Genomic DNA, 7,368 nt, shown 5'->3' with positions numbered 1-7,368 from the left:
CTCTTTGTACAGTGTCTCAACCTGCTCGATAGAGGTTGCAGTAATGTTGATTGACACAGAGTGGTAGTTGCCCTTAGCACTTGGTTTAACGGTCGGGCTGTAGTCACCTGGAGCATGGCGCTGAATAACTTCAAGAACAAGCTCTGGAAGTTCAGGCTTTGCATGACCCATTACCTTGTAAGTAAATGAACAAGGGAACTCAAGCAGGTCTTTTAATTTTGCATCAGAGTTGATGGTTAGCATATCGATAACTCCAGTAGATATTCGTTGCGGTGCGAAATAGTACAGTCAAATTAGGGGGAACTCAAGACGAGGAGCTCAAACTTAAAAAGCCGCCCATTCAGGCGGCTTTGCGAATAAGTTTGCTACTCTAACGTTCTTTTTAGAAGAAGCTCTTGAATAACAATACGATGTAATCCCACATGCGGCTAAATAGACTACCTTGCTCTACGGTTTCTAGTGCCATTAGTGGGTACTCGGCAATATCTTCACCATCGATCTGATAGTATAGCTTACCAACTACATCACCTTTATTAATTGGGGCTTCTAGCTCTTTTTCAAGGACGAAGCTTGCTTTTAGGTTTTTCGCTTCACCACGCGGTAGTGTTACGTAAGTATCTTGGTCAAGACCCAGTGCTACGGTGTCTTTGTTACCCATCCACACTTTTTCTTCTACGAACGTTTCACCTGCTTTGTGCGGTGCCACTGTTTCGAAGAAACGGAAGCCGTAGCTTAGCAGCTTTTTGCTTTCTGACTTACGAGCATTGGCATCTTTAGTACCCATAACGACCGCAACCAAGCGCATTTGACCTTCAGTTGCTGAACTTACTAGGCTGTAACCCGCATTACTTGTGTGACCCGTTTTGATGCCGTCAACGTTCATGCTCTTATCCCAAAGTAGACCGTTACGGTTGTATTGGGTGATGCCGTTGTAAGTAAATTTCTTCTCTGAGTACACTCGGTACTCATTTGGTACGTCACGGATAAGTGCTTTACCTAGCAGTGCCATGTCGTATGGTGTTGAGTACAATTCTGCGTTATCTAAGCCATGAACGTTGGCAAAGTGCGAGTTAGTCATACCCAATGTGTTGGCCCAAGCGTTCATTAGGTCAACAAATGCATCTTCTGAACCTGCAATATGTTCTGCCATCGCAACACAGGCATCGTTACCTGACTGGACGATGATACCTCGGTTCAGGTCACGTACTTTAACTGTTGTGCCTACTTCAATGAACATCTTTGATGAATCAGGGAAGTTTTTCGCCCACGCATTTTTACTGATGGTGACATCATCATCTTCTGAGATATTACCACGCGCTAGCTCTTGGCCGATTACATAGCTGGTCATCATCTTAGTCAGACTAGCTGGAGACAATTTTGTGTTCATCTCTTTCTCTGCCAGTACTTTACCTGAATGGTAATCCATCAGCACGTAGCCCTTCGCCGCGATTTGAGGGGCATCTGGAACAACGATAGGTGATGCAAGAGCAGATTGAGCGAAAGTTGCAGAAAGGGCAACCGAAGAAACGAGAATAGATTTCACAAACTTATTTTTATTCATGGTAATTCAAATTTTTGGGTTAACTGCAGACATCTTATCAGAATCCCTAGTTATGTAAGAGGGGGATCAAAGAGAAATTCATGACACGAGGTCATTTGGCAGTGTTGTGTTTTTTAATAAATGCAGACGAATAGCCGAGCAACTTTACTTTATCTAATGTGGCTTGCGTCAGGGAATAGTCAGTAAATGGCCCTAACAACAAGCGATAAGACTCTTTCGCACTCTCTAGGAAAGTTTCTGTATCCAATTTTTGACCAAGCTCGGTACCTAAAGTTCGCGCGCGTTCTTCATTTTTTGATGATGCCACTTGAATAACGTACCTAGGGTGCGCTTCTAATGACTTTTTGTCCGTGGGCTGATTGATACTGATCACTTCAATTTCCACGTTCGCGGTGCCTGTTTTTATGACATCTAACTTGTGCGCGGCGGCATAGCTTAAATCAATGATACGGCCATCGTGAAAAGGACCTCGGTCATTAACTCGTACTATGGTGGTTTTGCCGTTGTCAGTATTGGTAACTTTTACGTAACTTGGTAACGGTAGCGTTTTATGCGCTGCCGTCATTGAGTACATGTCATAGATTTCGCCATTAGAAGTCAAATGACCTTGGAATTTTTTCCCATACCAAGATGCGCGGCCTTTTTCTTTAAAGCCTTTCGCATTGCGAACTATTTTGTAGTCTTTGCCTCGCAAGTGGTAATCTTTGTTCCCACCTAGGCTGTACGGTTCATATTTAGGATGCGCATCCTCGATGTGTTCGACTGAAAGCGGTGTATCCGGTGCAACATCGGATTCGAGTTCGTAACGGCCTTCTTGTTCTTTTTGGCTAGTTGATGAACAGCCTGCCAAAATAAGAGCAGAGAAAACCAAGGAATATAAAGCGCGTTTTTGCATGTCTAGGTCGCCTTAGAGAATGCTTTTCGGTGCGTATGAATCGACATCAGAATACCAAAACCAGCCATCAAGGTTACCATTGATGTGCCGCCATAACTGATGAGTGGCAACGGTACACCTACTACAGGTAGGATGCCACTTACCATGCCAATATTTACAAAAATATACACGAAGAAGCTGAGTACAATACTGCCTGCCATCATTCGTCCAAATGCGGTTTGCGCTTGGCTGGCGAGATATAAACCTCGTCCAATAATAAATAGATAGATGGCTAAAAGGCAAAGGAAGCCAATCATACCCCATTCTTCAGCAATTACTGCAAAGATAAAGTCAGTGTGTCGTTCTGGAAGAAATTCTAGTTGTGACTGCGTACCTTGCAACCAACCTTTGCCGGAAATACCACCGGAGCCAATCGCAATTTTACTCTGAATAATGTGGTAGCCCGCTCCTAGCGGATCAGATTCCGGGTTAAATAGAGTACGAACTCGCACTTTTTGATACTCTCGCATCAAGAAAAACCACAGAATTGGAATGAAACCACCTAATGCAATCGCAGCACCAGCGATGATTTTCCAGCTAATGCCGGCGAGGAAGATAACAAAAATACCGGAAGCGGCGATCAGGATCGAGGTACCTAAGTCAGGCTGCTTTGCAATGAGAATGGTTGGTAAGCAGACCATAATCAGTGCAACAATGAGTGTTTTTAGCGTTGGTGGAAGGGGCTGTCTACCGACATAGCGAGCCACCATTAATGGCACTGCGAGCTTCAATAGCTCTGACGGTTGAAAGCGCACAAAACCGAGGTTAAGCCAACGCTGCGCGCCTTTCGATGCTTCACCGAAAAACAGCACGCCGAAAAGCAGTATAACGCCACCAACGAACATCAAAGGTGCCAAGCTTTCGTAAGTTCGTGGAGAAAGCTGTGCAAGGACGAGCATCACAACGAGTGAAAGCACCATTCGCATGGCTTGGCGATCCATCATCAGTAAACTTTGGCCACTGGCGCTGTACATGATCACCAGGCCAAACCCCATCAGGGCCAGTATGCCAAGTAGGAGTGGTAAGTCGATATGGAAGCGTTCAAACAGGGCGCGATTTTTACCTGTAGAGGGATCCATCTTCATTACTGTTTTACCTCTTTCTTCGCATTGTTTTCAGGCTCAATTTCTTCTGGACCAAGAACGACTCGGTCAAAAATTTTCCTTACTACTGGGGCACCGTTACTAGAACCACCACCGGCATTTTCTAGTACTACAGTGACGACCACTTTAGGATCATCAAATGGTGCAAAGCCAGTAAATAACGCATGGTCACGTAAGTGCTCGGCGATCTCATCGGCGTTGTACTCTTCGTTTTCACCCAGACCGAAGACCTGTGCAGTACCTGATTTACCCGCTGTTTCATAATTCATTTTGTAGAATGAGCGGCGAGCTGTTCCGCGCGTGCCATGGTTTACCCGACGCATGCCTTCTTTCGCCATATCCCAGTACTTTTTAGGCACATTCTTGATTGGTGGGTAAGTCACGTATTCTGTCGTTTGCTGCTCTTCGAAGTCGTTACCATTTTCTATCGTCGCTTTGAGCAAGTGAGGTGCGATCACTTCTCCCTCGTTTACTAATACGGAGGTTGCTTTGGCGATTTGCATTGGTGTTGCTGTCCAATATCCTTGGCCGATACCCACAGGGATCGTATCACCTTTATACCATGGGGTTTTATGGCGAGACATTTTCCAGTCACGAGTCGGCATATTCGCCTTACTTTCTTCGTAGATATCAATGCCAGTGTAATCACCAAAACCGAACATCATCATCCAATTCGAAATACGGTCAATACCCATGTCATAAGCGATTTGATAGTAGAAGGTATCAACAGACTCTTCGATCGACTTAATGATATCGACGCGCCCGTGCCCCCAACGCAACCAGTCACGAAACGGGCGTGTGTTGGAGTTTGGTATGCGCCAATAACCAGGGTCATTTCGTGTGGTGTTAGGTGTGACGACACCTTCTTGCAGCGCGGCTACCGCCATAAATGGTTTGATGGTAGAGGCCGGAGGGTAAATGCCAAGTGTAGTGCGGTTGACCAAAGGACGGTTTTTATCGTTCAAAAGGGCACGATAGTCTTTACCTGAGATTCCGTGCACGAACGAGTTAGGATCGTAGCTAGGACTTGAAACCATAGCCAGTACACCGTTGTCTCTAGGATCGATCACTACAGCACTGCCTCTGCGGCCATCCAATAATTGGTGTACGTACAGCTGCAAGTTGATATCAAGGTTTAAAACGATGTCTTTTCCGGGTACAGGTGGAACGTACTTTAACGTACGAATTACTCGGCCGCGGCTGTTTACCTCGACTTCTTGATATCCGGCTGTACCGTGTAAGAGGTCTTCGTAGTATTTTTCAATACCCAGCTTACCAATGTCGCGAGTGGCTTGATAGTTTGCGTCTTTTTCTTCTCGGATCAGGCGCTGCATGTCGCGATCATTGATTCGAGAAACGTAACCAATCACGTGGGTTAAGACTTCGCTGAAAGGGTAGTAGCGCTTTAAGGTCGCACTTATTTCCACACCCGGAAAGCGGTACTGATTGACGGAGAATACCGCTACTTGTTTTTCGTTCAGTTGGGTAAGCAGTGGGACCGATTTAAATCGACGAGTCCGTTTACGCTCGTGGTGGAAACGTTCAATCTGGTCTGGTGTAATTTCCAGAATAGTTTGTAATTCTTGGATGGTTGCATCAATGTCTTTAATTTTTTCTGGGGTCAGTTCTAAGTTAAAGACGGGACGGTTCTCTGCCAGTAAAACGCCATTTCGGTCATAAATTAGACCTCGGTTAGGCGCGATAGGCACCACTTTGATGCGGTTATCGTTCGAGCGGGTTTGATAGTCTTGAAACTGGTTCACCTGAATGTTGTACATGTTGGCAACCAGAGCTCCCATCAAGACAACAATGCCGATAAAAGCAACAATAGCGCGGCTGGCAAACAGACGCGCTTCGGCTTGATAATCTCGGATTTGACTGCGGCGTTTACGAATCATTAACGCTTGGCTCTAAAGTTAAACAACGATTATTCGCGATGATAAGGGTGGTTAGCGGTGATGCTCCACGCTCGGTACAAGCTTTCTGCCATTACGATACGCACTAGAGGGTGGGGTAGCGTTAAGGCAGACAATGACCAGCTTTGGTCTGCTGCAGCTTTGCATGCAGGAGCGAGTCCTTCGGGACCGCCGATTAATATTGATACATCACGGCCATCTAATTTCCAAGCTTCTAACTGCTCAGCGAGTTGAGGAGTGTCCCATTTTTTACCTGGGATATCTAACGTGACGATACGGTTGCCTTTTGGTACCGCAGCGAGCATCGCTTCCCCTTCTTTTTGCAGGATGCGAGCGATATCGGCATTTTTTCCGCGTTTGCCAGCAGAGATTTCAATCAACTCCAACGGCATATCATGCGGGAAACGGCGACGATATTCTTGAAAGCCTTCCTCAACCCATTTTGGCATTTTTGTACCAACAGCAATTAGTTGAATTTTCAAAAGATTAACCCCAGAGTTTTTCTAGCTGGTAGAGTTCGCGGTGCTCTTCTTGCATCACGTGAAGCATGGCGTCGCCCATATCAAGGACTACCCATTCACCTTCGTTTTCACCTTCCATTCCTAGTGGCTCAAGACCGGCTTTTTTCACCTCTGTTGCAACATGGTCAGCGATGGATGAAACGTGGCGTTTGGATGTACCAGTACAGATGATCATGTAATCTGTCACGCTTGATTTATCTTCCACATTTAGGACGATAATGTCTTCCGCTTTCATGTCGTCGGCTTTATCAGCTAAAAAGTCTTTCAGTTCTTCGCGAAGCACTCGGTTTTCCTCGGTTTGTCTCTTATCTCTACAGTGTTTTACATTCTTGCTTGCAAAACAGGTCGCGCACTATATCACGCTTTGATTTTTAAATTGCCAGCTTAATATCAGGAGAGCAGGTTTCTAAGCTCAACTGATGAATAGTTGGCCATACAGACTCGTCATACTGAGTTTTGGCTTTTATCTCGGCTTGAGCCAACAAGGAGAGCAATGCACAAATACGACTCGCTGATAAGCGGGTCAGTGCTGCGTTATAGAGTGGACGCTTGTTTTGCCAAACTCGATATTTCTCAAATACCTGGTTCATTCCCATTTGACTTAAGTCTTGATGCATATTTAAAAGTTGGCTCAACTCTTTTTGTACACTTCGAATCAAGATCACGGTCTCAACCCCTTCCGCCTCAAGTTGGCGAAGAATACGTTGTGCACGGTTTGCTTTACCTGCCAGTAAGGCGTCGATCCAGTTAAAGGTAGTGAAGTGATTATGGCGACTTAGGGCTTCCTCTAAACGTATGATGGTCAGCTCACCATCCGGGTAGAGTAGGGCCAATTTCTCTAAGCTTTGTGTCAATGCAAATAGGTTACCTTCATGCCATTGAGCCAACATTTGCAGTGATTGCTGATCGGGTTTTAGTCCCAACGTGCGGCAACGTGTCTGAATGAACATAGGTAGGCGTTGAAGGTCTGGCGACAAGCAGCTTACCCAATCGCCTTTTGAGCTTAATGCTTTAAACCATTTCGCATTTTCTTGGGCTTTGGTCAGTTTGCTACCAACAATGACGAGCATGATGTCATCATGAAGCATATCACACAGTGTTTGCAGCTCTTTGCTGACGGCGGTTGTCACGCCACTTTCAGGAATTTCAAGCTCAATCAATTGACGGTTTGAAAACAGACTCATCGCTTGGAAACAGTCGTAAACTTGGTTCCAGTCGATGCTAGCATCCACAGCAAAACGGTGTTTTTCCTCAAAACCTTGTTGAAACGCTGCCTTTTGGATGGCTTGGCGGCTTTCTTGAATCAGTAACGGCTCATTACCAAAGATTAAGT

At 45.5% G+C, this 7,368-nt stretch carries 8 protein-coding genes; all 8 read right to left on the bottom strand.

Annotated features, from left to right (window positions below; all coding sequences use genetic code 11):
- On the bottom strand, positions 1 to 243 hold a 243-nt coding region (ybeD, locus tag CAG68_RS00955), incomplete at its 3' end, for a DUF493 family protein YbeD (protein ID WP_161440688.1).
- Between the two features lie 139 nt (positions 244 to 382).
- Complete coding sequence (locus CAG68_RS00950) at positions 383 to 1,561, bottom strand: serine hydrolase (protein ID WP_005384132.1); 1,179 nt, start codon at positions 1,559 to 1,561, stop codon at positions 383 to 385.
- A gap of 91 nt (positions 1,562 to 1,652) precedes the next feature.
- The gene (locus tag CAG68_RS00945; RefSeq protein ID WP_017635670.1) at positions 1,653 to 2,456 is read right to left on the bottom strand and encodes a septal ring lytic transglycosylase RlpA family protein; all 804 of its coding nucleotides are present in this window, start codon (positions 2,454 to 2,456) and stop codon (positions 1,653 to 1,655) included.
- A 2-nt stretch (positions 2,457 to 2,458) separates the two neighbouring features.
- Positions 2,459 to 3,580, bottom strand: a complete 1,122-nt coding sequence (gene rodA / locus CAG68_RS00940; RefSeq protein ID WP_005373004.1) for a rod shape-determining protein RodA — start codon at positions 3,578 to 3,580, stop codon at positions 2,459 to 2,461.
- Positions 3,580 to 5,496 (bottom strand): penicillin-binding protein 2, encoded by a 1,917-nt coding sequence (gene mrdA, locus CAG68_RS00935; RefSeq protein ID WP_005384126.1) that lies wholly within the window; start codon positions 5,494 to 5,496, stop codon positions 3,580 to 3,582. Before mrdA ends, rodA begins: the two co-directional genes overlap by 1 nt.
- A 29-nt stretch (positions 5,497 to 5,525) precedes the next feature.
- Entirely contained in the window at positions 5,526 to 5,996 is a 471-nt protein-coding gene (gene rlmH, locus CAG68_RS00930) for a 23S rRNA (pseudouridine(1915)-N(3))-methyltransferase RlmH (RefSeq protein WP_017821762.1), read from the bottom strand.
- Positions 5,997 to 6,000: 4 nt separating this feature from the next.
- A complete protein-coding gene (gene rsfS / locus CAG68_RS00925; protein ID WP_005373015.1) occupies positions 6,001 to 6,318 on the bottom strand; it encodes a ribosome silencing factor in 318 nt (105 codons plus the stop codon).
- 88 nt (positions 6,319 to 6,406) lie between these two features.
- On the bottom strand, positions 6,407 to 7,368 hold a 962-nt coding region (gene holA / locus CAG68_RS00920), incomplete at its 5' end, for a DNA polymerase III subunit delta (RefSeq protein WP_161440687.1).

This window comes from Vibrio sp. V42_P2S4T144, from assembly GCF_009904715.1.
GTDB lineage: Bacteria > Pseudomonadota > Gammaproteobacteria > Enterobacterales > Vibrionaceae > Vibrio > Vibrio alginolyticus.
This window is presented reverse-complemented; position numbering and strand designations above follow the sequence as displayed.

Excerpts from the sequence above, each read along its gene's own strand:
- rodA (WP_005373004.1), bottom strand. The coding sequence starts at position 3,580 with ATGAAGATGGATCCCTCTACAGGTAAAAATCGCGCCCTGTTTGAACGC.
- mrdA (WP_005384126.1), bottom strand. The coding sequence starts at position 5,496 with ATGATTCGTAAACGCCGCAGTCAAATCCGAGATTATCAAGCCGAAGCG.
- CAG68_RS00945 (WP_017635670.1), bottom strand. The coding sequence starts at position 2,456 with ATGCAAAAACGCGCTTTATATTCCTTGGTTTTCTCTGCTCTTATTTTG.
- CAG68_RS00950 (WP_005384132.1), bottom strand. The coding sequence starts at position 1,561 with ATGAATAAAAATAAGTTTGTGAAATCTATTCTCGTTTCTTCGGTTGCC.